21 protein-coding genes are annotated in these 23,884 nt (G+C 63.8%); 13 read left to right on the plus strand and 8 right to left on the minus strand.

Annotated features, from left to right (window positions below):
- Positions 1 to 6 precede the first annotated feature (6 nt).
- The 5 genes from V9F06_11940 to V9F06_11960 form a co-directional block, all read right to left on the minus strand.
- Positions 7 to 831 carry an alpha/beta hydrolase gene (locus V9F06_11940; protein ID MEI2618313.1) on the minus strand — a complete coding sequence of 275 codons (825 nt, stop codon included), beginning with the start codon at positions 829 to 831 and terminating at the stop codon, positions 7 to 9.
- 17 nt (positions 832 to 848) lie between these two features.
- Positions 849 to 1,997 carry an SAM-dependent methyltransferase gene (locus tag V9F06_11945; GenBank protein ID MEI2618314.1) on the minus strand — a complete coding sequence of 383 codons (1,149 nt, stop codon included), beginning with the start codon at positions 1,995 to 1,997 and terminating at the stop codon, positions 849 to 851.
- Between the two features lie 117 nt (positions 1,998 to 2,114).
- Positions 2,115 to 3,881, minus strand: coding sequence for an ABC transporter substrate-binding protein (locus V9F06_11950; protein MEI2618315.1), 1,767 nt, complete (start codon positions 3,879 to 3,881; stop codon positions 2,115 to 2,117).
- A gap of 162 nt (positions 3,882 to 4,043) precedes the next feature.
- Positions 4,044 to 4,967 (minus strand): nickel transporter permease, encoded by a 924-nt coding sequence (gene nikC, locus V9F06_11955; GenBank protein MEI2618316.1) that lies wholly within the window; start codon positions 4,965 to 4,967, stop codon positions 4,044 to 4,046.
- The gene (locus V9F06_11960) at positions 4,964 to 5,974 is read right to left on the minus strand and encodes an ABC transporter permease (GenBank protein ID MEI2618317.1); all 1,011 of its coding nucleotides are present in this window, start codon (positions 5,972 to 5,974) and stop codon (positions 4,964 to 4,966) included. The genes nikC and V9F06_11960 overlap by 4 nt, the downstream gene beginning before the upstream one ends.
- A gap of 1,032 nt (positions 5,975 to 7,006) precedes the next feature.
- Here V9F06_11960 and V9F06_11965 point away from each other — a divergent pair.
- From V9F06_11965 to V9F06_12000, 8 genes are all read left to right on the plus strand, one after another.
- Positions 7,007 to 7,960 (plus strand): ABC transporter ATP-binding protein, encoded by a 954-nt coding sequence (locus tag V9F06_11965; GenBank protein MEI2618318.1) that lies wholly within the window; start codon positions 7,007 to 7,009, stop codon positions 7,958 to 7,960.
- A gap of 17 nt (positions 7,961 to 7,977) precedes the next feature.
- Positions 7,978 to 8,811 (plus strand): ABC transporter permease, encoded by an 834-nt coding sequence (locus V9F06_11970; GenBank protein ID MEI2618319.1) that lies wholly within the window; start codon positions 7,978 to 7,980, stop codon positions 8,809 to 8,811.
- A 38-nt stretch (positions 8,812 to 8,849) separates the two neighbouring features.
- Complete coding sequence (locus tag V9F06_11975) at positions 8,850 to 9,113, plus strand: hypothetical protein (GenBank protein ID MEI2618320.1); 264 nt, start codon at positions 8,850 to 8,852, stop codon at positions 9,111 to 9,113.
- A gap of 25 nt (positions 9,114 to 9,138) precedes the next feature.
- Positions 9,139 to 10,419, plus strand: coding sequence for an MFS transporter (locus V9F06_11980; protein ID MEI2618321.1), 1,281 nt, complete (start codon positions 9,139 to 9,141; stop codon positions 10,417 to 10,419).
- 119 nt (positions 10,420 to 10,538) lie between these two features.
- Positions 10,539 to 11,702, plus strand: coding sequence for a diphosphate--fructose-6-phosphate 1-phosphotransferase (locus V9F06_11985; protein ID MEI2618322.1), 1,164 nt, complete (start codon positions 10,539 to 10,541; stop codon positions 11,700 to 11,702).
- A complete protein-coding gene (locus V9F06_11990) occupies positions 11,699 to 12,580 on the plus strand; it encodes a M48 family metalloprotease (protein MEI2618323.1) in 882 nt (293 codons plus the stop codon). Before V9F06_11985 ends, V9F06_11990 begins: the two co-directional genes overlap by 4 nt.
- A complete protein-coding gene (mug, locus tag V9F06_11995; GenBank protein ID MEI2618324.1) occupies positions 12,577 to 13,092 on the plus strand; it encodes a G/U mismatch-specific DNA glycosylase in 516 nt (171 codons plus the stop codon). Before V9F06_11990 ends, mug begins: the two co-directional genes overlap by 4 nt.
- A gap of 71 nt (positions 13,093 to 13,163) precedes the next feature.
- Positions 13,164 to 14,330, plus strand: a complete 1,167-nt coding sequence (locus tag V9F06_12000) for an ArgE/DapE family deacylase (protein MEI2618325.1) — start codon at positions 13,164 to 13,166, stop codon at positions 14,328 to 14,330.
- Between the two features lies 1 nt (position 14,331).
- Here V9F06_12000 and V9F06_12005 read toward each other — a convergent pair whose 3' ends face one another.
- Positions 14,332 to 14,505, minus strand: a complete 174-nt coding sequence (locus V9F06_12005) for a hypothetical protein (protein MEI2618326.1) — start codon at positions 14,503 to 14,505, stop codon at positions 14,332 to 14,334.
- 195 nt (positions 14,506 to 14,700) lie between these two features.
- Between V9F06_12005 and V9F06_12010 the strand changes: the two genes are divergently transcribed.
- Positions 14,701 to 15,534 carry a hypothetical protein gene (locus tag V9F06_12010; protein ID MEI2618327.1) on the plus strand — a complete coding sequence of 278 codons (834 nt, stop codon included), beginning with the start codon at positions 14,701 to 14,703 and terminating at the stop codon, positions 15,532 to 15,534.
- Positions 15,535 to 15,800: 266 nt separating this feature from the next.
- Here V9F06_12010 and V9F06_12015 read toward each other — a convergent pair whose 3' ends face one another.
- Complete coding sequence (locus tag V9F06_12015) at positions 15,801 to 17,225, minus strand: aspartate kinase (GenBank protein MEI2618328.1); 1,425 nt, start codon at positions 17,223 to 17,225, stop codon at positions 15,801 to 15,803.
- Between the two features lie 156 nt (positions 17,226 to 17,381).
- Between V9F06_12015 and V9F06_12020 the strand changes: the two genes are divergently transcribed.
- From V9F06_12020 to V9F06_12035, 4 genes are all read left to right on the plus strand, one after another.
- Positions 17,382 to 18,617 (plus strand): Zn-dependent hydrolase, encoded by a 1,236-nt coding sequence (locus V9F06_12020; GenBank protein ID MEI2618329.1) that lies wholly within the window; start codon positions 17,382 to 17,384, stop codon positions 18,615 to 18,617.
- Positions 18,618 to 18,620: 3 nt separating this feature from the next.
- Positions 18,621 to 20,030, plus strand: coding sequence for a glycoside hydrolase family 76 protein (locus V9F06_12025; GenBank protein ID MEI2618330.1), 1,410 nt, complete (start codon positions 18,621 to 18,623; stop codon positions 20,028 to 20,030).
- A 72-nt stretch (positions 20,031 to 20,102) separates the two neighbouring features.
- Positions 20,103 to 20,657 (plus strand): GNAT family protein, encoded by a 555-nt coding sequence (locus V9F06_12030; GenBank protein ID MEI2618331.1) that lies wholly within the window; start codon positions 20,103 to 20,105, stop codon positions 20,655 to 20,657.
- Positions 20,658 to 20,896: 239 nt separating this feature from the next.
- Positions 20,897 to 21,679 (plus strand): enoyl-ACP reductase, encoded by a 783-nt coding sequence (locus tag V9F06_12035; protein MEI2618332.1) that lies wholly within the window; start codon positions 20,897 to 20,899, stop codon positions 21,677 to 21,679.
- 25 nt (positions 21,680 to 21,704) lie between these two features.
- Here the strand turns inward: V9F06_12035 and V9F06_12040 are convergent, their stop codons facing one another.
- On the minus strand, positions 21,705 to 23,783 hold the full coding sequence (locus V9F06_12040) for a phage holin family protein (GenBank protein MEI2618333.1): 2,079 nt from the start codon (positions 23,781 to 23,783) through the stop codon (positions 21,705 to 21,707).
- Positions 23,784 to 23,884 lie beyond the last annotated feature (101 nt).

The following is a 23,884-nucleotide window of genomic DNA, read 5'->3' on the forward strand; positions in this document are numbered from 1 at the left end:
CTTCGATCACGCGAACACTTCCAGAATTTCCCGAACATGAGGAATCCCCAGGTGATGCCCCTCACCAGGGAGAAACGTTGCCGAGCAATTGGGGAGCGCAACTGCAGTCGCACGGCCAATCGCGATTGGGACGATTGTGTCAGCATCCCCATGCCAGAGATGAACGGGATTCCTGATTTCGCCGAGGGAGAAATCCGGCGCGGTGAGGAGCGAAACGGCGTCACCACGCATGCCACGGCCACCCTGGCGAAACGCCTCGCGAACATCCCGCACCGCAACATCGCGGACGAAGGGGTCATCGACCACCACCCGGTCGGACGGAGGGAGTGTGGAGAACGCAAGCCTCACCGCGAGCGGGCCATTCCAGGTCGCAACCCTCGCGGCCGTGTCGAACCCGGGGGCGAAGAGCCACGGGACGCGCAGGCCAAGCCAGCCAGTTACCTGGATCAGGGGGGTAACACCCATCGAGCCTGCCGAGAGCGCGGCCACCAACGCCACCGTGGACACGCGATCACCGAGCCATGCCGCGGACGTCAGAGCATACGGACCACCGCCTGAGACGCCGAGCACACCGAACCGGTCGATGTTGAGTCGGTCGAGCAAATACGCGACATCAGCGACGTGCTGGTGGAGGGTTGGCGTAGACGAGCGACTGGATAGCCCGATCCCGGGCCGTTCCGGCGCAATCAGCCGGAGACCGAGCTCGCTGGCAGCAGACGCATACCATGCCGACTGCACACGCGAACCGGGCCAGCCGTGAAATGAGACAACCGGGTGGCCCCATGGCTCACCATATTCGGCATATCCGAGCAGCCGGCCGTCGGGCAGCACGACCGCTCTTCCGGTGGTTATGGCCACCGGAACGACAGACCGCGCAGCGTGGGCTCACGCTCAACGCCGCGCCCAAGGACGAGAACGCGGAAACGACCCAGGCCGCGAGGATCAAGCAAGTGCATCACGGTCTCTCTAGCTCGGACGTACTCAACCGCATCGCCGGCCTGCTGCAGCCGTAGCAGCAGATCGTCTACACCAAGACCAGCGACGAGCGCGGCCTGTGTGGTGAGGCCAAGGATGTCGCAACCGGCCTCCGTGGCGGCGCGGGAAACGGCGGTGAAATCCACGTGCGCAGTGATGTCCTGTAGCCCGACGCGATCGAACGGATCATCACCCGCGATGTGTTGCCAATAGGTGCGCAACAGCCCGTCGGGTCTCACAAGCGGGTCGTAGAGCTCGACTGCCTCGTAGCCGTAATCGATGAGAATGGCGTACCCGCGCGTGATCTCCGCGCAGACCCGGGTTGTCCAGGCTGACGCCGCTGGGGAAACCTCCAGCCGCTGCCCCGCCATCAACGGTAGATCTATCAACGGATCCATCAACCGCACATCCGACACTGGCCCTGACTCCTCGGCGAACCAACCGTCGCGCCAACAGACGAACGCCTCCCGGATCTCCTGGTTTCCCACGACCAGCCGATGGACCGGCAGCGCGTCCAGAAGCTCATTCGCCAGAATCACGCCAATGATTGGATCGTCGCCGGCTGCCGCGACATGATCGCCAAAACCAGCCTCGGTTGCTCGCGAGAGGCCGGCCGCAACCCGGCGGTCATTCACGTCGCCCAACTCGTAGCGGATTGCTGCCAGCGCGTCCGGCCGCTCCTCGCGCAAGCCGGCCAGGATTGTCAGCGCCAGCGAGCCAGACCCCGCGCCATGCTCCCGGACAACGAATGGCGTCGGCCGATCCAGCCGTTCCCAGCATTCGGCCAACTGTCGGGCCAACACCGCGCCGAACACCGGGTGCGTCTCCGGCGCGGTCAGAAAATCTCCTTCGAATCCCGGCTCGGCGTCACCGGCCGTGTAGTAGCCGTACTGCGGGTGCGTCAGGGCCTGCTCCATGAAGCGCGCGAACGTGATCTTCCCCGCCGCCTCGATATCGCTCCGCAGAAGCTCGACAAGCTCGGGTCGCGAACGGGCAACAGCGCCAGGATCAACGGCAGTCACGATGGCATCTCCTCGATCATGCCGCCAATCTTACGACGCTGGCGGAATGCAACAGGGCAGGTGGCGATAGTGCGCCACCTGCCCCATTGTCGCGTCAACGAATGATTGCCGTCGGGCCTAGCCCTCGCGGAACATCTCGTTGAAGTTATACGAGTTGATGTAGATACCGTTTGGCACGAAGCCGCGGATGTCGTGTGCGAGGATCGTCGTTGCCTTGATCTGCGCATAGAAGATGCCGGCGGGATCGTCCCACATCATAATCTGGAGCGTCTTCCCGGTGAGGTCGACGATCTCATCGATCGACGAGGACACCTCGAGCTTATCCATCAGCGCATCGGCGTCCTTGTTCGAGTAGTAGGACGAGTTCGCGCCCTTGCTGCCAATCGACTTCGTGTGGAAGTTCGGATAGAACTGGCTCCACGGGTCGTTGTAGTCCGGCCACCAGCCGGTCGACACGAAGTGGGGCCGATCCGTGGCCGGCTTGTCGCCGTAGTTCAGGTCGAGGAGCGCCCCACGATCGACCTGCTGAATGTCGAGATTGATCCCGATCTTCTTCAGGCTCGCCTGGTAGAGCTGTGCCATCGCGGCGATCTGCGCAGACCCTGCCGCGTACATGAAGACATACGTCTCGCCATCCTTGACGCCGGCCTCGGCGAGCAGGCTCTTTGCTTTGTCCAGGTCGGTCGACTGCACAGGAATCTTCGGATCGAACCCAATGACGGTGTCCGCGATCGGGCCCTGGACCTTGCCAAACCCCTTCAGCACGAACTCGATCACGTCATCGAACGGCCACGCGTAGGTCAGCGCGAGCCGCACCTTCGGGTCCGCGATCGTGACATAGTTCATCCGAATCCAGTCGCAGCGGGTGGAATCGTACGCCACGACCTGTGTCGCGGGGTTCGTCTGGAGCGCAACGACATCCTCAGCCGGGAGGGTGGTGACGCCGTGTGCCTCACCAGACTCCATAAGCTGCCGCCGGGTGGCGTCCTCAGCGACCACGCGGAAGACGAGCCGATCGAAGAACGGGGCCTTGCTGTGGTAGCCGTCGAATCGATCGAGGACGAATCGGTCCTGCGGCGCAGCCTCGGTCACCTTGTATGGGCCAGTCCCGACCATGTTCTGGCTGAACCACTCGTGGGCGAAGGGATCAGCGTCGGTCTTGTTCGCGGCCATCGCCTTCATCGACATAACGAACGGGCCGTACTCCGATGCCATTGCGGACATGAAGAGCGGCTCGGGCTTGTTCATCGTGAACTTGACCGTCGTCGGGTCAACGACGGTGATCTGCTTGTCCGCGTCACTCACGAATCGACTGATGACGCTGACAGGGCCACGCGCCATGTTGAGGAGCCGGTAGAAGGAGTCCTTGACTGACTGCGCGTCGCAGTCCGAACCGTCATGGAACTTGATCCCCTTGTCGATAACGAAGGTGAACTCCTTGAGATCCGCGCTCTGCTCCCAGCTTTTCGCCAGCATCGGCACGAACTCAGTCGTGCTCTCGCCGTCGAACCGGATCAACATCTCGTAGGTGCCGAAGAACAGCGAGCTGGCCGCGTTGTCATAGGCGGACTGTGGGTCCACGTCCGGCACGGCGCCGGTCAGCAGCACAACGAATTCCTTATTCGCGCTCGTGGGGCCGCTCGTGCCAGTGGTCGGGCTCGCGCCGGCGGCCGGCCCGGTGCCGGCCGATGTCGGAGATGGCGCAGTCGCGCCGCTACCGCTGGTAGCTGGCGTGCTGCCCCCGCCGCAAGCGGCAAGGAGGCCGGCGATCGCAGGCGAGGCAAGCCCAATTGCGACCGCGCGCTTCAGGAACGATCGTCGCGTTCCCACGCCGCCCATCAACGACTGAATCTGGCGAGATTCGAGAATTCGTTCGTCTCTCACATTTCCCATCCCTTCGATGGCTCCGTGCCATCGTTATTACTCAGCAGGAATCCTGCTTCCAAAGGACCACACACCGGACAACTTCGGAGTGAGCCATGGCAATCGAGCCTGGCAGGTCGGCGATTCCACCTCCCTTCGGAACGCGGATACTTCCATGAGACGTTATCTGACGCGGGTTCGGGGATCGAAGTAATCACGCAACCCGTCACCGAGGAGGTTGAAGCCGATCACCGTCAGGGTGAGCGCGATGCCGGGGAACGTCATATACCACCAGGCAACGCGGAAGTAGGCGCGAGCGCCGGCAATCATCGTCCCCCATTCCGGTGATGGGGGTTGCGCGCCAAGCCCGATGAATGAGAGCCCCGCAGTCGCAAGCACTGCGTAGCCAACATCGACGGTGGCTTGAACAATGATCGGCGCCATCGTGTTCGGAAGTATGTGGCGGAGCAGGACGCGACTCGGGCGCATGCCGATCGCGTGCGCTGCCTCGACGAAATCACGCTCGCGGATCATCAACACCTGTCCGCGAATCAGGCGGGCATACCATGGCCAGTAGACGAGCGTCAGCGCAATGATCACATTCTTAAGGTCGCGGCCGAGCGATGCCGCGATGCCCATCGCCAGGATCAGCGCTGGAAACGCCAGAAAGATATCGGTAATCCGCATCAACACCTCGTCGACCCAACCACCGACGTAGCCGGCAACCGCGCCGATGAGAACGCCGGCGGTGATCGCAATCGAGAGGATCATGGTGGCGATGCCGAGTGAGATGCGCGTCCCGGTCAGCACGCGACTCAGAATGTCGCGGCCTAGCTCGTCGGTGCCGAGCCAATGCGCTGCTGATGGTGGCGCCAACTTGTTGGCGATGTCCGGAACGATCGGGTCATATGGCGCAAGCAGGCGACCGAAGATGGACAGGAAGATGAATACCGTGATGATGCCGAGGGCAAGGACATTCAACGGGGTCTCGCCCGCGAACCGACGGAGAAAGTAGCGTAGCCCCGAGCGTGACTGATACTTGAGGGTCGACTGCTGACGAAGGTCCCCGATGTTGGTTTCGGCAGCTTGCGCGTCCACGTCTGTCATTTCGTTCGTAGCCTCGGATCCACCAGAACGTATGCGATATCGACGAACATGTTCATCAGCACGTAACCCGCGCCGATGACAAGCGTGACCGAAATGACGGCGTTCTGATCCATATTCTGGATGGCCTGAAACGCATACCTGCCGATACCCGGCCAGGAGAAGACAATCTCGACCAGCACCGCGCCACCCAGCAACAGGCCGATCTGCAAGCCGATGACGGTGATTGCGGGCAGCATTGCATTCTTCAGCCCGTGGCGAACGACGACGGCGCGTGACGCCAACCCCTTCGCTCGCGCGGTGCGAATGTAGTCCTGCCCCATCACCTCAAGCATGCCGGCGCGAGCCATCCGGGTGATGACGGCCAGGCCACCGAAGCCCAGAACGAACGCCGGCATCAGCAAGTGCTGCATCGCCGTCCACCACACGCTGAGGTTGCCGGTCAGCAAAGCGTCGATCGTGAACAGGTGCGTGATCGTCCGCGGGGGGTCGACGCCGACCGGCAGCCGCTGGCCATCTGGCAAGAGCCCTAGTCGTGAGAACAGGAAGAATTGCAGCATCAGCGCAAGCCAGAACGAGGGGATCGACAGACCAAGCACCGAGATAACACGGCCGAACGCATCGATTGCGGTATTGCGCCGAACTGCCGACACGACCCCGAGCGGCAGCCCGACCGCGACAGCGAAGACAACCGCATAGAGTGTGAGCTCGATTGTCGCCGGCAGGTATTCACGCAGGTCGACGGCGACGGGTCGGCGTGTTGTGAGGGACTTGCCGAAATCGAGCCTGACGATGCCGGTCACGTAGCTGATGTACTGCGTCATCAGCGGCTTGTCGAGACCATACTCCTCACGGATTTTCTCAACCGCCTCCGCGCTGGCGCGCGGGCCGGCGATCGCCCGCGCAGGGTCCGACGGGACGACATGCGACAGAGAGAACGTGATGGCTGAGAGCGCAACCAGCACGAAGACGAGCGCTATGAGGCGACGCACGACCAATGTCAAGACCATGTAGAACTATCCTGTTTCCTGCGCACGTCAGTGGCCCTGGCGATCTCGATGGTATCAGCGAAACAACAGGTCTACGATCGCTGCCGGTTGGAAGGAGCCTCAGCAGAATAGCTGCCTGCTCCGATAGATCTGTTAGACATCGTCGCGGATTGGATCGCTTGTGAATCTCGCCGCACTCTACCAGCGCACCCGATCCGGTGTCAACGATCTCACGGCGATTGTTGTCAGGTCGCTTGCCGTTTGGCATATCGGATAGCGAGCCACCCTGCCGAATCAGCAGCATCAGCTCCGAAACACGACATCCGGCCAAAACGCATGATCGGGTTCCCAGCCATCTCGCCAGAGCCAGGCGATGAACCGTCGGCGGCCGGCAGACGCGGGCAGCTTCGCTCGAACCCCATCAGCGAGCAGCCCATGTGCCGCCCCCGCGCTCCGCGGGGTTATTGACAATGACCGGCGACGGCCCTATCATAGCCCCTGCGCCAGCCGAAGGGTCGGCGCTGTGACGAGCAGAGATGGAACCGACGATGGTCAACCTGATGAACGGAAACGGAGGGGGGAATATCAGCCAGCTCATCGCTTGTATTCGCCTGCGTGCGCCGTTCTCCGGCCTTGTTGCGCCTTTCGGGGGCGCAGTGTGCCCAGGTTTGCCGTCGGATTGGGAATGTTGACGCCGTGTAGTTGAGTCAACCAACCCTATCAGCCGCGGGCGGACCTGACGAATGGTCCGGAACCCGCGGTTTTTTGTTGTCTCCCGTTCGAGTTCATCAGGAGACGCTCAACGGCAGAGGAGACCTCAGATGTGGATCGGCCACCGGGCTCGCTAGAACGAGATCGACGTCGTTTCGTCAAGACAAACTGGAAGAAGGTGGGCCGTCCCATGTTCGCATTCCGTCACTCAATACCGGTCGAGGACCGGACAACAAAGACCCGAGACTGCCTCGATCGAACAACACCGGCCATGTTGTGGATTCAGGTTGCGCGCCCGACTCCATCTCCACGGAACGCAGCCAGGAAGGTAATAAATCGCTGATGTCACCTCAGATTATTGATCCGATGGCCGAGCGGATGCCGGCGAGTGACACCAGACTCAACCTCGTTGTTGACCGCTCGGGGCTGCCGGCCGTGCCGGACCACGGTCCGGCAGTCGTCATCGAGCACGCGTCGAAGGTGTTCTCGAAGAAGAGGCGGCGCACACTGCCGTTTCGAAAGCCGAACGCCGAACCAGCAAAGGTTACCCGGGCACTGGATGACATCAGCTTCGAGGTTCGGCGAAACGAGATCTTCGGCATCCTCGGCGCGAACGGCTCCGGAAAGTCGACGCTCATCCGTTTGATGTCGACCCTGCTGATCGCGGACTCGGGACAGATCAGCGTATTCGGGTACGACGTGCGCGAGCACGAGATGCAGGTGAAACGGCTGATCAACCGAGTGTCAGTCGAGGCGTCGTTCTTCAAGAAGCTGTCGCCAATGGAGAACCTGCTGTATGCAATGCGGCTGTACGGTCGCACCGGGGAGAACCTGAAGGCTGAGATCACGTCGATCCTCGGTGGGTTGGGAGTGAAGCCGGACCGGGTGAACGCGCCACTGGAGCAGATGTCACGCGGGATGCAGCAGAAGGTGGCAATCGCGCGGGCTTTCCTGACCTCTCCGGTGTTGCTACTACTCGACGAGCCGACGACCGGGCTGGACCCGCGCTCGAAGAAGGACGTCCAGAGATTCGTCCACGAGCTGCGCGACCGGCATGACGCGACGATTGTGATCTGTAGCCACGATATGGACGAGGCCGAAGCGCTTTGTGACCGGATCGCGATCATGGACAACGGACAACTGATCGCGATCGGCACTGTCGCGGAGCTGAAGCAGCTGGTCAGCGAGCGCGACGAGGTCATCAACCCATCACTGGAAGACGTATTCATCGCACTAACCGGCCGCGATCTCCGCGAGGACCACAGCGAGGACGACAAGCCGGCCGAGGCGGCCTGAGAAACGGAGACACCACGATGGCACGAGCGCGACCACTCTCACCGGTCGCCACGCTGGGGCGAGAGGCGAGGGCATCCTACGCCTTCGTTGAGCGCAACTGGAATCTGACAAAACGATACTGGGGCTGGGAGATCGCATTTCTGATCTACTCGGCCGCCTCGTCGATGTCGATCATGTTCATCGGCAAGGCACAGGCTGCGCAGAGCACGAACCTGTTGCTCTTTCTGGCGATCGGGACGCTGGTCTGGAGCTACCTGAACTCGGTTTTCATGAACATGGCCGAGATGATCGCCTGGGAGCGTTGGGAGGGGACGATCGAGTACACGATGATGGCGCCGATCAGCCGGTTGACCCATATGGTCGGCCAGTCGATCTTCGCGATCGTCTACGGAATCGTCCGCACGGCTCTGCTGCTGGTCGTGCTGGCTCTGTTCTTCGATATCAACCTGGCCGGCTCCAACCTGCCTGGCGCTCTGCTGACGATCGTGATCGGCAGTCTGTCGTTCATTGGTTTCGGCATTATCGGGGCGGTGTTGCCGCTGCTCTTCCCGGAGAAGGGTGAGCAGATGACATTCATCATCTCGTCGATCCTGCTTCTCGTTTCGGGCGTCTATTACCCGATCGACGTGCTGCCGGGCTGGATGCAGACGTTGTCGACCATCTCGCCGGCCACCTACGTGCTCGACGCGATGCGCGCGGCAATCCTCGACGGAACAAGCACGATCGATCTGCTGCCGAAGATGATCCCGCTGCTCGTCATCGGGCTGATCACTGTCCCGCTCGGCATGGCCATCTTCGGCTACTTCGAACGCTACGCCAAGCGAACCGGACGACTCAAGCGAAGTGGATAAGCGCCCGGCCCTCCGGGCGCGCGGAGGAGCAACAAGCGATGAGCTCATGTGTAGCCAACAAGTCAGCGCCAATCGAGCTCGACAGCAACCTGTCGCACGTCATTGTCCGGGAAGGAAGCGAGCGGGCCGAACACCTGCGACAGCGCGGCTGGAGGGCAACGCTCGGCTGGCGATCGGAGACTGGGAGTGGGACCGTCTGGATGATCCGGTTCGAGCCGGCTGCGCTCCCGGAAAGGGGCGCAGGCAACCAGGAGGCCCGTCGAGAATCACTGGCCACAACGCTGGGCGTGACAGAGATCTGAAGCGACGAGCGGAGGAAGCCTGAACGTGGAGGAGGAACCCGCCGGCCGGATTAGTCCGTACCATCTCTATCTGCTCGTCTCCGGCGCCACCTCGCTCTTTCTGTGGCTGGCATTCAGTGTCAATCTCGTCTTCCAGGTCGAGCGAGTTGGCCTCAGTCCCCTTGAGCTGGTGCTGGTCGGGACGGTGCTGGAGGGGACCTATTTCCTGTTCGAGATTCCGACCGGTGTCATCGCCGATGTCTACAGCCGCCGGTTGTCGGTAATCGTCGGAACCGCGCTGCTTGGGGCCGGACTACTGGTCGTCGCGACGCCATCGTTTGCAGTGATCCTCCTGGGGAACGTCATCATGGGAATCGGCTACACGTTAATCAGCGGGGCTCTGGAGGCCTGGGTCGTCGACGAGATCGGCGAACAACGAGCGGGGCACGCCTTTCTGCGCGGGTCACAAGCCGAACAGGTGGGGATGTTGATCGCCACGCCGATCGGCGTCGGGCTGGCGACGATGCGGCTGAACCTGCCGATCATCATCGGCGGAGGGTTGATGCTGGCCCTCGCCGGCCTGCTCGTCGTGACAATGACCGAGCACGGCTTTCAGCGAACCCCGCGCGAAGACCGCAATTCGTGGGGCCACATGCGGGAGACGTTCCTCGATGGCGCGCGCCTGACCCGCCGCCGGCCAGTTCTGTTGACGATCTTCGCGATTGCCTTCTTCATGGGCATGTCGAGCGAGGGGTTCGACCGCCTCTCACCGGCCCACTTGCTCCAGAGCTTCGCGCTGCCGGCCGTGGGCGATCTGAAGCCGGTGGTCTGGTACGGCATCCTGACCTTTACTGCAGCGCTGTTGCGAATTGGGGCGGCCGAGGTTCTTCGGCGTTTGGTTGACACCAATAGTCATGCGGCGGTCACTCGCGTCCTGTTGGGGATCGACACGCTCCTGGTCATCGCGATGGCCGGGTTCGCTCTGGCCGGCAGCTTCGCGGTCGCCGCGATCGCGTTCGTCGCCGCGACTGTGCTGCGCGGGATCAACAGCCCACTCACATCGGCCTGGATCAACCAGAGCGTCGATCCACGAGTGCGCGCGACGGTGATCTCGATGAGCGGACAGGCGGACGCCATCGGTCAAGTCGCTGGCGGACCAGGGATTGGGGCGATCGGGTCGACGATGTCGTTGCGAGCCGCTCTCAGCGCCGCAACGCTGGCGCTCGTGCCGAGCCTGCTGCTCTACACGCGCGCTCTTCAGCAAGGGGAAGCGCCAGTTGTCGAGCTGGAGGACGATGCTCCTGAGGAGGTTACCGCGAGTTCGTGACGATTTCGTGCTTGCGCCACCGCCGTCCGGCTGCCTAGAATCGATGTGAAGCGCGTGGATCGTGGGGATTCACACGCGCGCACGAGGTTGGGGGCACCACCATTCCCGCAGGCACTCTACTGGTCGCTCAATCAGGCGGTCCGACCGTGGTCATCAACGCCAGCCTGGCCGGCGCTATCTCCGAGGCTCAACAGAGCAGGCGATTCGACGCGATCCTCGGATCCCGGAACGGAATCGAGGGGGTGCTGGCCGGCGCATTCTTCGACCTGACTCGATTAACTTCCGACCGGCTCGCGCGGTTACGAGTCACCCCATCGGCAGCGCTCGGCACGAGCCGGCATCGTCCGACGGATGATGAGATCGTGCGGCTTCTCGACCAGCTCCACACGCTTGATATCCGCGCCTTCGTCCCGATCGGTGGCAACGACACCGCCGAGACGGCGCTGCGACTGGGAGCAGCAGCTGCAAACCGTGGTCAGGAGCTGCGGGTCATCGCTGTGCCAAAGACGATCGACAACGATCTACCCGAGACCGACCACTGCCCCGGCTACGGCTCGATCGCCCGCTACACCGCCCTCGCAGTCCGCGACGCGGCGTTCGACACCCGCGCGATGAGTCAGATCTATCCGGTCAAGATCGTCGAGGTGATGGGGCGAAACGCCGGGTGGCTTACCGCCTCGGGCAGTCTCGCCTTCGACGACACCCTGCCACGGCCGATCCTCTGTCTGCCCGAGCGGCCGGTTAGCGGATTCGACGACCTCGCCGAACTGGTGACTGCCGCTGTCGAGCTCGACGGCTACGCGGTGCTGGTGACACCCGAGACCATGCGCTGGTCCGACGGCACGCCAGTCGGCGGCGCGACGCCGGAATGGGTCGACGCCTTTGGGCACGCATATTACCGTGGCGTCGGCAGCACATTGGCGCGCGAGCTCAGCAGACGCATCGGCAACCAGGCACGATACGACAAGCCGGGAACGATCGCCCGAATGGCGATGGCGTCGGCGTCGTCCGTCGATCTGGCCGAGGCGGAGCAGGTCGGGCGAGAGGCGGTCCGTCGCGCGATTGCCGGCGAGACCGGAGTGATGGTCACCATCCAGCGTGCCAGCGACCAGCCATACAACGCTTGCTACGGAACCGCGCCGCTCGAGCGGATTGCGTCAGTCGAGCGACGTCTCCCCGATGATATGATCGATCCCTCCGGTCACGATGTCACACCACGCTTTCGCGCCTGGGCGCTGCCGCTGCTGGGTGACCCGCTGCCGGAGTACGAGGTACTCGTATGAACTCAATCGAACGACGAACGATTCGCCACCTGCTCAGTGTCTCAGCAACGATGCTCGTGCCTTTTGTCCTCATCGGCGCGCTCATCGCGGGCTGGCGCGGCGCAGCGCTGGGCATTGCTATCGGATTCGCAATTCAGACACTCGCCTGGGCGCTGGCACAGCCGCTGCTGCTGAAGATGATGCGCGCCGACGTGGTCGATATGACGAGCCACCCGGTCCTTCTCGAAACTGTCACGCGGCTGGCTGAGTCGGCCGGGGTTGCCCGTCCGGTCGTGGCAGTGTCGCGAATTCGCACCCCGAACGCGTTTGCCGCGGCGACGCCCGGCGGTGGGATCGTCGGTGTAACGACCGGACTCCTCGAGCTGCTGCCAGAGGATCAGGTCGCGGCAGTGCTGGCGCATGAGATCGCCCACCTCGAACGTCGCGACCGAACCAGCGTCACGATCGCGGCGCTGCTCGGATCGATACCCGGCGTGATGGCGGCGGCGAGCGGGTCCGACCTGCTGTACGACCGGGCGTTTCGTCGGCGGATTCCCCGCGCCTGGGGCGGGCGTCATTTGCGCCCGGTCCGCGACGCGATCGCATTCGCCAGCATGCCATTTACCGCGCTGCTGGTTCGCGCCAGCGCGGAGCCGGGCGACGAATTTCACGCCGACGCCGAGGCGGCACGGCTGATCGGTGACCCGCAACCGCTCATCGCGGCGCTGCGGAAGATCGGCGCGCTGGCCGGCCGCGTGCCAGCGCCAGTCAATCCGGCGCTCTGCGGGCTGATGGTCATCCATCCGTTCGGGCCAGAGCGGTTGAGCCGTCTGATCGACACCCACCCGACGCCTCTCGAGCGCGTCGAGCGGCTTGCCGCGATCGACCCCGCTGTGTGAGCGACCTGCCAGGTATCGTCGATCTGCTTCAGCCCGGCCTCCGGGTGGTCTTCTGTGGATACAATCCGTCGCTGACATCCGGCCAGACCGGCCGGCATTACGCCTTTCCCGGCAATCGCTTCTGGAGGTTGTTGGAGGCGGCGGCGATTACCGATCGGCTGTATAGGCCGGACGAGGACGAATTGCTGCTGGCGCTCGGCATCGGCTTCACCAACATCGTCGCGAGGCCGACCCGCCGTGCCGACGAGCTGACCCGCGACGAGATTCGAGACGGCGCTGCGATGCTCCGAGAGAAGATCACTCGCTACAGGCCAGTCGTCATGGCCTATACGGGTATCGGCGTATATCGCTGGCTTCGAGGGTCCAGCCGTCCGACATGGGGCGTCCAGCCAGAAGCAGTCGTTCCGGGAACGGTCGACCTGGTGCTACCCTCACCATCAGGCCTCAACCGCATGACATTTGGCGAGCTCGTCGAGCACTACAGGCAGGTCGTCCCGTTCCTCGAGCGTTGATACTTGACGTGGCTTGCGACGCGAAGCATCCTCGTGAATCGATAGTCGTCCGAAGGAAGGTATGCCGATCCATGATCCGTATCGATCGCGAGACGCTGATCGAGGCGACTGCCGAGCTGGTTCGCATTCCGTCGATCAATCCGTCGCTCGTCCCCGGCGCGGAGGGAGAGCGCGCGATTGCCGAAGCGATCGCCGCACGGCTGCGGCGGACACCGGGCATCGAGGTTGAGCTGCAGGACGCCGGCGACGGCCGTCCAAACGTCATAGCGTCGGTCGGGAACGGGCCGGGGCGGACACTCATGCTCAACGGCCACATCGACACCGTCGGCATCGCCGGGATGGACGACCCGTTCTCCGGCCGCGCCGAGGGCAACCGGCTCTACGGTCGCGGCTCGTCGGACATGAAGGCAGCAATGGCCGCCGCGATGGTACTGCTGGAGGCGATCGCGCGGGCTGATGACTTCCCGGGCCGGCTGATCGTCACCTTCGTGGCGGACGAGGAACATTCCAGCATCGGCACTCAGGCGATCTGTCGAGAGATCGACCGGAGGCGTCCAGACGCCGCGTTGGTGCTGGAGGCGACGGGCCTCGACCTCATCGTCGCTCACAAGGGGTTCGTCTGGGCAACGATCACGACGCACGGCTTCGCGGCCCACGGAAGCCAGTTCGCCCTTGGGGTCGACGCAATCGCCCATATGGGGCGCGTGCTTACCGGGTTGGAGGAGTATGCGCGCGAGCTCATCGCACGGGCGCCACATCCCCTCGTCGGCCCGCCGTCGATGCACGCATCGGTTATCCATGGCGGCCAGGAGCTTTCGTCGTATCCCCACGCCTGTGTGCTGGAGATTGAGCGCCGGACAATCCCGGGCGAAACGCGGGAGAGCGTCGACGAGGAGTTGCGGGCAATTCTCGACCGGCTGGAGGGGGAAGACGAGCAGTTCCGAGCCACACTGGAGATCGGGGTTGTGCGCGATGCCTTCGAGATTACGCCCGACGCCGAGATTGTCACGACAGTATGCCGGGTCGCCGGGGGAAAACGCGGAGTCGCGCCGAAAATCACCGGCGCGGCCGGTTGGATGGATTCGTCTCTGCTGGACCAGGCCGGCGTCCCGGTCGCAGTCTTCGGGCCGGGTGGTGAGGGCGCTCACGGTCTAGTCGAGTGGGCCGATCTCGACGTGCTCGAGACGTTTGCCACGATCCTCAGCCGTGTCTGCTACGACTTCTGCGCGGGCAACTGACTCAGCGATGACGGCGTTGATCGGCCCAGCTCTGCAAGCGCTCAAGCAGCACCTCGAGTCCGCCTCGGGCGGATTCAGGGTCGGCGGGGACAATGCCGAAGCGGCGCATCAGCCGATCGATGCCGATCGAAAGCAGGACAGCGACGCAGATAATGAGGATGACCCAGGCGAGCATCAGCACTCCACTCGACGACAACCCGTCAGACCGTGAGACATGGACAGGTCGAATCTGGCACCATTGGAAGAGTCTCCCGCCGCCACTGGCCCCGGCGCAGGTGGACCGCTATGATTGAGGGTCAAGACCGAACGTACAGTGCCGGCCCGCACCCGCGGATGCCCGCGAGGATACCCGGGTGCGAAGGGAGCGTCGATGTCCACCGGTGATCTGCTCTTCATCTTCGCCTTCATTGTCCTGCCAACGATCATCCTGGTCAGTTGCATCTGGACACTTCTGCTCATTCGGGCCGGGGTGCTTCTTCCTGCCCGCCGTGCCGCGACATATGACGCCGCGACGCAGAATGAGGTCGAGCCTGAGCCCGCCGATTCGGTCGAGTCGATGGTAGCGCACGATGCGTCCATCATCGCGGCCGCACCTGTGGTTACCCTGCCGGCTGTCGTTGAGGAACGCCCCGTCGCGCTGGCTCTCGTAGCGCCGGAGCCCATGCCGGCGTTCGAGTCAGCAATTGTCGAAACCGTGCTGACACCGATAACACCAATGGTTCCAGACTCGGACGGCACTAGCGAGCCGGAAACGAAGTTCGAGCACACGACTGATCTCCCAATCATCAATGACGCGATGCTCGAGCAGGCGACGATCCATGCGGACAGAGCCGAAACGAGATTTGGCGCATTCGATGTCGCTGAGCCCTCCACGTCGAGCGCATTCTCCCCGGCATTCACTGCCCCGGCGGGCGAACCCGCCACGGACCTGGAGATACTGCTGGTCCCACTCGATGAGTCGCCGGTGGATTTCGCGAGCCACTGGTCCAGCAACGGCGCCCACGCACCAGCTGATCTCGACGAAATCATCGGTGCAGCGACAGAGATTGATAGCGACAACGGACACCCAGCGCAGCCCTCCGGCCGATCGCGTCGCAAATCGGTCCGTCCGGTCGCTCAGCTTCGACCATCCGACGAGCAGCCGGCTGGCGTTCGTCCAATCGGCGGCTCGACCCGCCGCGCCCGCCCCAGCAATCCCCAGTAAACGGACTCCGGTCGCTTACCTGGCAGCTGTGTAATTGATCGCTTCTCGGGCGGCTGGACTGCATCTTGAGGGGTCGACCGCGGTGATCCTGCCATTCTGGATGGTTCCCCACCTCCTGTCATCCTGAGGCCGCAGCGAAGAATCCGTTCCTCCCCGTCAGCTGCGACCGAACGCAGGGAAAACGGATCCTTCACTCCGTTCAGGATGACAGAGGGAGGGGTGGCGGCCGCAACCAACAACCGGTCACTTCACGCTGGTCGGAGCACTCAGTGAGACAGGTCGAACGCCTCGTGGAGTGCGCGAACGGCGCGGGTGGCTTCCGGCCCGGCGATCGCGCAGGATATGTTGAGCTCGCTCGACCCCTGAGCAATCGCAATGATGTTGATCCGGTTGTCGCCGAGTGTCGAAAATACCCGGCCGGCGACGCCCGGTGTGCCACGCATCCTCTCACCGATAATCGCCACAATCGCCAGATCACGGTCGGCCTCGATCGACTCGACGCGTCCTCGTTCGAGATCAACCGCGAACTCCGCGCGCAACTCACGCTCGACCGCGCCCGCATGATTGTCATCGAGCACGAAGGTCAGCGAGTGCTGCGACGACGCCTGCGAGATCATGTACACGTTGGCGCTCGTCCGGCCGATGGACCGGAAGATTCTCGCGGTCGCGTCGGTGACACTGATCTGGCCACGGCCGGCGACGGTGATTGCGGCGAGGCCGGTAACCGACGCAAGCGCCTTTGCAGACCGCTGACTGCTGTTCTCGCCATTCGGGCCTCCCGGCGCCGCGGGTCCGATCATCGTTCCCGGCTGGTCGGGATTGAAGGTGTTGCGAATCCAGATCGGGATCCCTTTCTCGACGGCCGGGTGCATCGTCTTGGGGTGAATGACCTTTGCGCCGAAATAGGCCAGCTCGGTTGCTTCGGCGTAACTGATCCGGTCGAGCATCCGCGCATCCGGGACGATTCTCGGGTCCGCAGTCAGAACACCATCGACGTCGGTCCAGATCTGGATCTCATCGGCGTCGAGGGCGTAGCCGAGAATGGCGGCCGAGTAATCCGAGCCGCCTCGTCCCAGCGTTGTCGTGATGCCTTGCTCGTCGGCGCCGAAGAAGCCGGTGACGATCGGCATCGTGTGGGATTGGAGGATCGGTTCCAAAGTCGAGCGTGTCCGCTCGGTCGTCCGATCGAGCAACGGTGATGCGCTACCGAACACGCTGTCAGTCACGATCAACCGGTCTGCCGCAACAGCCAGCGCCGGGATCCCACGCTCTTCGAGCGCAGCGGCGATCAGGATGCTGCTCATTCGCTCGCCAAACGACGCGATGCGGTCGCGAGCGCGAGCAGTGCACTCGCGAAGGACGTAGACGGAATACAGAAGACGCGACACCTCGTCCGCATACGCCGCAACGGTGGCCTCGGACTGGCGGCGGCGGTCGGAATCTGTCACCAGATCGAACAGAGCGGCGTAGTGTGGCGCCAGCAGATCGGCCCGGACAGCATCGACCCCTTCGGAGTCGCCATGAGCCGCGGCATCCGCGCGGGAGAGCAGCAGGTTCGTAATCCCACTCATTGCCGAGAACACGCCGACAACCCGGTCATCCTGTTTGTGCTGAGCCGCCAGAATATCGACTGTGTGGGAGATTGCTGCTGCGCTACCTACCGATGTGCCACCGAACTTCAATATTCGCATCGTCGTCCTCGATCGTCGTTTGTCCCTCAGAACGCCACTCACCCCGGCGTGGCCGGGACATCGAATGATTGTGACACGCGCGGGTCATTGGCTGGTACTCGCGACGAGTGCGACAATCGACCGGGATCGAAGGACGCAGGAAGGGAGCGGACCACTATGGCACAAATCGAGATCGACCCCGCCGTCGTCGAGGCGCGCATCATGACGCTCGGCGCCATCGGCGCCTGCTTCGAGACCGGGGTCTGCCGCGCCGCGTTGACACCGGAATGGGTCGAAGCGCAGCAGCTTGTCGAACACTGGTGCCAGGAGGTGGGGCTGACGACGCGCATGGACGCCGTCGGCAATATCTGGGGACGAATCGAGGGGACCGAGGGTGGCAAGGCAATCGTCTCCGGGTCCCACATCGACTCGCAGATGCCCGGCGGCCGCTACGATGGCGCGCTGGGGATCATCGCTGCGTTGACAGCGGTTGAGGCGTTGCTACGTCAGTTTGGACCACCAAAGCATCCGCTCGAGGTGCTGTCGTTCTGCGAGGAGGAGGGCAGCCGCTTCAATGGCGCTCGCTTCTGGGGCTCGCGAGGTGTTACCGGGGCTATCGCGCCGGGAGACGCAGAGGCGATCGGGAGCTATGACGGTGTTTCGCTGGCCGAGGCAATGCAGTCCGTCGGGCTTGATCCGGCCGACATTCCCTCGGCAGTCCGTCACGATATCGAAGCATTCATCGAGCTGCATATCGAGCAGGGGCCGGTGCTCGAGATCGAGGATCTGCCGGTCGGTGTCGTCAATATCATCAATGGCTCGAAGGGGTATAACGTGACGGTGACCGGCGAGGCGAACCACGCCGGGGCGCGCCCAATGGACACGCGCCGGGACCCGCTGGTCGGAGTCGCGGAAATGATTCTCGCGGTCAACCACAACGCGGTAGCAATGGGCCGGCCGGCCGTCTCAACTGTCGGCAGGGTCGTCGTCGAGCCGAATCTCAGCCCGATCGTCCCCGGCAAGGTGCTGTTCACGATCGACAGCCGGCACAACGACCCGGTGAAAATCGAAGAGCTGGCAGCCGCCCACGAGGCAGCGATCATCAGGATCGCCAACGAGCGCGACCTGGAGATCAGCTGGACGACCAGACCGCCGCTCGCCCCCTGCCCATGCGATCCGGAGATCGTCCGCTGTCTGGAGGAGTCCGCGCGCGAGCAGGGCATCCCGGCGCTGACAATGCCGAGCGGCGCTTTGCATGACACCCAGAGGATGGCAAACGTGGCACGGGTCGCGATGGTGTTTGTCCGCAGCAAGGATGGGCGTAGCCACACGCCCGAGGAGTTCACGTCGATCGAGGACGCGGTCGCCGGCATCCGGGTGCTGGCGGGGGCCATCCATTCACTGGCGTACTGATCGATGCATCGGCCGCGGCGGTGGTGGCTCGGTGTTCTGGCGGCACTCCCGATCCTGGCGCTCGTCGCAGTCACCATCGCTGCTCTGCGCCCGTCTCGCCAGATCGAGCCTCCAGCGCCGATGGCGTCTGTCGAGGCGGCGATCGATGTTGCCAGGCAAGCTGAGTCGCCAGTGCCGAGGGCATCGCCAACCGCATCAGCAACCGCCACTCCGACGCCGACCGAACCCCCAACCGAGACCGTCTGCGCGACAAGCTGTCCAACCGCAGGACCGATCGTGCCAACACTAACTGCGGGGTCACCGACGCCAACGACGCTACCGACGGCGGAGCCAGTGCCAGAACCGCAATCAACGCCGGACGGGACAGTTGCAAGCGTGTGGCGCTGGCGGGCACAAGCGACGCTCGACGCGATGGACCGCACGTTCGCCGTCCCGGGCAGCAGCCTCTATCGAGAGCGGTATGGCATCGATGCGATGTTCGATGTCGCCTTTCTCTGGCCGATGACCCAGGTGGTCGCCTGTCATATCGACATGGCCCAGGTCCGAGGAACGCTGGTCACGGCCGGCGATGTCCGCCGCATCAGCAAAGCCACCGAGGCGTACTATGACGATACCCGGGAACCACCCGCCTTCTCGTCCTATCTGGCGCCTCCGGTCGGGTGGCTCAGCGACCGCTACTACGATGACAACGTCTGGCTGGGGATCGAGCTGATGCGAACCTGGCAGCTGACAGGTGATCCGCTGGCACTGGCACGAGCAAATGAGATCTTCGACTTCCTCATCACCGGCTGGGACACAGAAGGTCCGGCGCCCGGTGGCATCTTCTGGGTCGAAGGGAACTCCAATTCGGATCGAGGCACGACGACGACCGGGACCGGGGCGCTGCTGGGGCTGATGCTGTATCAGGCGTTGCCACCCGGCCCGCGTGCCACCTATGTCCTCGATTGGGCGACGAAGATGTATGCGTGGGTCTACGAGACGCTTGAGACTGGCGACGGGCTGTTCCGGGACCATGTCCGCCCGGATGGGACGATCGACTATGCGCCGTACAGCTACAACCAGGGGGCGATGATCGGCGCGAATCTCGAGCTCTACAGGCTGACCGGTGATGCGCTCTTCCTCGACCGCGCCGAACGAACAGCCCATGCGACGCTGGAGCTGACGAAAGACCACGAAATCAGCGCACAGGAGATCTCATTCAATGGCATCTTCTTCTGGTTCCTGCTTCAGCTCGATGATGTCCGACCAGCTCCTGAGTACCGCGACCGGCTACTCACGTACGCGGAGCAGCTCTGGGAGGATCAGCGCGACCCCGACACCGGCCTCGCGACAACATCCGAGCCGCTGACGCTTCTTGACCAGGCGGCGATGGTTCGAGTCTTTGCTCTGGCTGCGATGGCGGCCGGCCGCTGACACGACCGGGACCACGGCGCTCGCCTCGATCTCTGCAATACTCGACCGCACGTTGAGAGGGGGTTCCGGTAGATGGTAGCGCCCGATATTCTGCGCGGCAGCCGGGTGCGGCTGGACGCAATCGACCGCGACGACCTCCCGACAATCGCGCTCTGGTGGGGCGACGGCGCGGCACAGCGAAGCTTCGATGCCGTCCCTGCGGTCCCGAAAACCGCCGAGCAGATGGTGTCCTGGCTGGAGGCGGCGAAGGATTCCGCGACAGGTTACCGTTTCGCGATCCGGACAATTCCCGAAGATGTGTTGATCGGCGTCATCGAGATCGACGGTATTCTCTGGAACCAGCGTGTCGGCTGGGTCAGCCTGCTGATCGGCGAAGCGAGCGCCCGCAGGCAGGGATTCGGCCACGAGACGATGGAGCTGGCGCTTCGCTTCGCCTTCCACGAGTTGAACCTTCACCGGCTACAGCTAACAGTCTTCGAGTACAACAGGCCGGCGATCGCGCTCTATGATCGCTTGGGATTCGTGCGCGAGGGTCGTTACCGCGAGTTCCTCGAGCGCGATGGGCAACGGTACGACATGCTGCTCTTCGGGTTGTTGAGGGCTGAGTGGGAGAGCACGCGGGGCTGACGACGCCGATCCACGGTGGTTACAGAGCTCCTCGCATTCCTCAGCGCGCTCGCCGATGAGGAGCGGCTGACTGTTGCCGGGATCGTCGCGAGGCGGGAGTCTACTGGCGGGCGGTGGATGAGGGAGCTTGAGTGCTGGCACTTCTGGCGCGCGGCGCGACAGAATCGGCATACTCAGCAGAATGCTCGCCGCGCCTGCGGGGTTCGGCGATTGGACGACGCACGAGAGGAGCGGCCGCGATGGGGCTGATGGACGGCAAGAAGTGCCTGGTCATGGGTATCGCGAACCAGCGCTCGATCGCCTGGGGGATTTCGCAAGCTCTGCATCGTGAGGGGGCTCAGCTGGCGTTCGCCTATGCCGGTGATCGGTTGCGGGACAACGTCCTCAAGCTCGCCAGGACGCTCGAGACCGAGGAGGAGATTCCGGTCGTCTCGTGCGACGTCCAGGATTCGGCCCAGATTGAATCGCTCTTCGCTGACCTCAACCAGCGCTGGGGCGGCCTGGATGTCTTCGTCCACTCGGTCGCCTTCGCGCGCCAGGAGGATCTCGCTGGCGCATATAGCGAGCTGTCGTGGGACGGCTACGCGCTCGCCCAGCACGTCTCGGCGTACTCGCTGATCGAGACGAGCCGCCATGCCCGACCGCTGATGGAAGCGGCCGGCGGCGGCAGCATCATGACGCTCTCCTATCTGGCGGCCGAGCGGGTTGTTGAGAAGTACAACGTCATGGCGGTCGCCAAGGCGGCGCTGGAGTGCAACGTCCGCTACCTGGCCGCCGAGTTCGGGCCGAGCAATATTCGGGTCAACGCGATCTCAGCCGGACCGCTGAAGACGCTGGCTGCCAGCGCAGTCAAGGGAATCAGCACTGCCCGCGACCTGATGGAGGAGCGCGCGCCGCTGCGACGGAACATTACCCAGGACGAGATCGGCAACGTTGGCCTGTTCCTGGCGTCACACCTGTCGTCGTGCATCACCGGCGAGACGATCTACGCCGACAACGGCTTCAACATCCTGGCCATGTAGGCAGCGCGAAACGCTCACGGGGGCCTTACGGCGCGGCCGGCTGCTCGGCAGAGTCTGGCGCGGCGGCAACTCCCCGCGCGTCAGCCGGAACCCACGACTTCAGCACCGCGTGCAGCGCGGCGGCTCCCACGATCGGATAGTCGGGCTCGAGCGGCAGCGATGCGGAGTGGAGAAGGAACGGCTGGCTCTGGGCGCCGCCTAGTCCGCCGTGACTTCCGACCTGTTCCTCGAACGCGGCGACCTCGCCGGTTGAGGAATCGTACATACCCATAACGAGAATATCGGGCGCGGACGCGAATCCATCGACACGCGCCAGATGCCGAGCGGCGTTCGGACCGAACGATGCCAGCGGATCCTCTCCGTCCACGCGGCCGGAATCGAGGAAGCGGCTGCCGCGCGGCCCGACAACGACCGCGCCGTCGGTCGCGGACCGCGCCATCACGCAGCAGATCCCTTCGTGGCCGGCGAGACCGGGAACGAGCCTCGGATACGTCTCGTTGATCTGCTCAAGCGTGATCCGGCCGCTCAATCTCGGGAACGAAACGAGCCCGAGATTGCCGGTGGCGACGACGATTGCGTCGCGCTCGTGCATCGCCTGGATCGCGGCATCGTCCGTCTCACGGTGCTCTGATCCAAGCACGACGTGTCCGTCGATGATCCGGGTGCGCAATGCCCTCCGCGCAAGCCGCGTCGCAATGCCCTGTTGATGGATCACTTCATCGAGAGCGGAGTTGATACCCGAAAGCACCTCGTCGCCGCTGTCCACCTCGCTCACGCCGCGCTGTGAATCGCACAGCTCGTCGACCAGCTCCGCCAGGGTCTTGCCGAACCGCTGCCGGAATGGCGCGCCATGGCTGTGACCGTGATCCGACAGGACGACGATGCGATATGGGCGAGATGCATCGGCAGCGACGCGCTCAAGGTGCGCCAGCACGCGGTCGACCCCTCGCAACACCTTCAGCGCGTCCCGCCGCTCGGCGCCGGCGTAATGAGCGACCTTGTCATAGCTGAAGAGCGTGCTATAGATGACCGGCACACCCCGGTACATGTCGTCGGTCAGCATATATGCCGCAGACTCCTGAAGCAGGACGGTTGTTCCGGCGCGAACGAGCGCGTAGCGGAACCCGCGATGGATGCGAGGCCGGACATTGGTCACACGCTGGCGCAACGCCTCAACCCGCTCGCGAACGATCTCCGCGCCGAACAGCGAGAACGTCCGTGCCAGACTGTACGGGTTTGAAAGGAAGCCGAGGTAGCTGCGCCGGCCGCCGGTCACCCCCTGGCCAAGCTTGCTGAACGTGCCGAACGTATCCGCTGCATCGCCGGAGAAGACGTTCCACCGACTGGCGCCACCGACCAGCAGGCCCTGGCTTGTCGAGAGTTGACTCTCCAGTGCCCGCGCAGACGACAACTTGTCGCAGACCACCAGTGTGTTGGCAGTCTTGTCCCACCAACGGAACGCCGGGATGCCCTCATTGCTCCCGAGCAAGATGCCGGCCTGGCTCGCCGCGGTCTGTGACGACAGGTCGGTCTCCCACCCTCGCAGCTGGTGCGAGCCTGTCGTGATCCACCGTTGCGCGGTGGGCATGTAACCCTCCGCGATCGCGCGCAGGAGAATCGGCTCAGCCAGCCCGTCCAGCTGAATGAAAACGATGCCTGGAATATCCGTCCGCTCGTGGACGCCGGCCGACCGCCGGATCCGATTGGTGACGTAGCGATCGTACAAGCGCTGATCGCCGAGCCCGAATAGCGCGATGACGACGGTGTTGACGATCGTGAGCAGGATCGCCACCACGAGCGCCGTCCAGACGTTCGCAACAGTCACGGCGCCGGGAGCCACGAGATCCAGCAACACCGCCGTGACGACGACGATCGCGCCGCTGACGACCAGCGCGAGAACCGGGAACAGCAGCGCAGGCAACCACGCCGCGGCGCGGCACATGGCCGGCCACAGCAGTGCGCCAACGGCAATACCTCCCAGCGCCATGCCGGCCGCGGACGCGATCCCGTTCAGATCGAAGCCTGGCAACAACCTGGCGAGCAGGAGCAGGATCACACCGTCTACGACAACGATGCCGGCCGTCCACCTGACGATACGCAGCATGTCCCTCCAGAGATGACTATTGTCGCCCGACCCTACCGGAGTCTCACAATCGTAGCGGACACGGCTGCTGCCTGCACGGTCGGCACGTGGTGTCCAGAAGT

The sequence above is a fragment of the Thermomicrobiales bacterium genome (assembly GCA_037045155.1).
Classification (GTDB): domain Bacteria; phylum Chloroflexota; class Chloroflexia; order Thermomicrobiales; family CFX8; genus JAMLIA01.

Excerpts from the sequence above, each read along its gene's own strand:
- V9F06_11965 (MEI2618318.1), top strand. The coding sequence starts at position 7,007 with ATGTCACCTCAGATTATTGATCCGATGGCCGAGCGGATGCCGGCGAGT.
- V9F06_11960 (MEI2618317.1), bottom strand. The coding sequence starts at position 5,974 with ATGGTCTTGACATTGGTCGTGCGTCGCCTCATAGCGCTCGTCTTCGTG.
- V9F06_12030 (MEI2618331.1), top strand. The coding sequence starts at position 20,103 with ATGGTAGCGCCCGATATTCTGCGCGGCAGCCGGGTGCGGCTGGACGCA.
- V9F06_11970 (MEI2618319.1), top strand. The coding sequence starts at position 7,978 with ATGGCACGAGCGCGACCACTCTCACCGGTCGCCACGCTGGGGCGAGAG.
- V9F06_12005 (MEI2618326.1), bottom strand. The coding sequence starts at position 14,505 with ATGCTCGCCTGGGTCATCCTCATTATCTGCGTCGCTGTCCTGCTTTCG.
- nikC (MEI2618316.1), bottom strand. The coding sequence starts at position 4,967 with ATGACAGACGTGGACGCGCAAGCTGCCGAAACCAACATCGGGGACCTT.
- V9F06_12010 (MEI2618327.1), top strand. The coding sequence starts at position 14,701 with ATGTCCACCGGTGATCTGCTCTTCATCTTCGCCTTCATTGTCCTGCCA.
- V9F06_12025 (MEI2618330.1), top strand. The coding sequence starts at position 18,621 with ATGCATCGGCCGCGGCGGTGGTGGCTCGGTGTTCTGGCGGCACTCCCG.
- V9F06_11975 (MEI2618320.1), top strand. The coding sequence starts at position 8,850 with ATGAGCTCATGTGTAGCCAACAAGTCAGCGCCAATCGAGCTCGACAGC.
- V9F06_12020 (MEI2618329.1), top strand. The coding sequence starts at position 17,382 with ATGGCACAAATCGAGATCGACCCCGCCGTCGTCGAGGCGCGCATCATG.
- V9F06_11990 (MEI2618323.1), top strand. The coding sequence starts at position 11,699 with ATGAACTCAATCGAACGACGAACGATTCGCCACCTGCTCAGTGTCTCA.
- V9F06_12040 (MEI2618333.1), bottom strand. The coding sequence starts at position 23,783 with ATGCTGCGTATCGTCAGGTGGACGGCCGGCATCGTTGTCGTAGACGGT.
- V9F06_12035 (MEI2618332.1), top strand. The coding sequence starts at position 20,897 with ATGGGGCTGATGGACGGCAAGAAGTGCCTGGTCATGGGTATCGCGAAC.
- V9F06_12000 (MEI2618325.1), top strand. The coding sequence starts at position 13,164 with ATGATCCGTATCGATCGCGAGACGCTGATCGAGGCGACTGCCGAGCTG.
- V9F06_12015 (MEI2618328.1), bottom strand. The coding sequence starts at position 17,225 with ATGCGAATATTGAAGTTCGGTGGCACATCGGTAGGTAGCGCAGCAGCA.